The following is a 1,255-nucleotide window of genomic DNA, read 5'->3' as shown; positions in this document are numbered from 1 at the left end:
CCCTGGTAGTTCATGCCGAAGAATTTTTCGCTCTTCATCAGGCGGATCATTGCATCCGTGAGCTGAATCTCGTTGCCGGCGCCACGCTCCTGATTGCCCAGCAAATCGAAGATTTCGGGCTGCAAAATATAGCGGCCGGAGATCATGAAATTCGAAGGCGCCGTGCCCTTGGCAGGCTTTTCCACCATGCCGGTGATCTCGAAAGTCTGGCCGAAAGTCTCACCCATCGAGACGATGCCGTATTGGTGGGTCTGATCGGGAGGCACCTCTTCCACGGCGATGATATTGCCGCCGTGCTTGTCGTAAGCCGCGACCATCTGTTCCATCGAACCCCGACTCAGCATGTCGGGGAGAATTACCGCAAAGGGCTCGTCCCCGACCAGATCACGGGCGCACCAGACCGCATGGCCAAGTCCGAGCGGCTCCTGCTGGCGGGTGAAGCTCGTCTGTCCCGCTTCGGGCTGATCCTTCGCGAGCGCTTCCAATTCCTTGGTCTTGCCGCGACTTTCGAGGGTGTGGTTCAACTCGTAGGAAAGATCGAAATGATCCTCGATCACCCCTTTGTTGCGCCCGGTGACGAAGATGAAATGCTCGATACCGGCAGCTCTGGCCTCATCGACCACGTGCTGCACGACGGGGCGATCGACCACGCACAACATCTCCTTGGGCACGGCCTTCGTGGCCGGCAGAAAACGAGTGCCGAGGCCGGCGACGGGGAGGACGGCTTTACGGATACGCTTCATCGATTGAGCCATTTTCGAAAGGGATACATCCTTGGAAGGGGAGGAAAAGACGTCGGAACTGTCAAGCTCCAGCCTAACCATTCCCTAACGGTTGAGGGGGCGAGTCGTTGCATGCTGAACGAATTTCTGTTTGGCATGGGCGAACTGAATTGAACCTGAAGTCATTTGGTTAATTTCATCGTCTTGCGATGGGTGAGGAGCTTTGCATGGCCGTTCTCGTGACCGGAGGGGCTGGATATATCGGCAGCCACGTGGTTTTGGAGCTCGTGGATGCGGGTGAGACGGTGATCGTTCTCGACGATCTGTCCACAGGCTTTCGCTGGGCGGTCCCGCCAGAAGCCAAACTGGTCAATGGTGATGTGGGTGATCGAGACCTCGTCGCGCGGCTGATCGACGAGCACGCCATCGACGGCATTTTCCATTTCGCCGCCAAGATCATCGTGCCGGAATCGGTCGCCGATCCCTTGGCGTACTATCTCAACAACGTCGTCAAATCCCGCACGCTCATCGAG

2 protein-coding genes are annotated in these 1,255 nt (G+C 57.5%); one reads left to right on the top strand and one right to left on the bottom strand.

Features of this window, described 5'->3' with window-relative positions:
• The coding region (locus tag AC1DT3_RS21680; RefSeq protein WP_477467248.1) for a UTP--glucose-1-phosphate uridylyltransferase at positions 1 to 743 on the bottom strand (743 nt) is incomplete at its 3' end.
• A 206-nt stretch (positions 744 to 949) separates the two neighbouring features.
• On the opposite strand from AC1DT3_RS21680, the gene AC1DT3_RS21675 reads away from it, so the two are divergent.
• Positions 950 to 1,255: NAD-dependent epimerase/dehydratase family protein (locus AC1DT3_RS21675; protein ID WP_477467247.1), on the top strand; the 306-nt coding region annotated here is incomplete at its 3' end.

It is taken from the genome of Microvirga sp. P4_G7 (assembly GCF_056401005.1).
The sequence above is the reverse complement of the archived record's forward strand: the minus strand, read 5'-3'. Positions and strand labels throughout refer to the sequence as shown.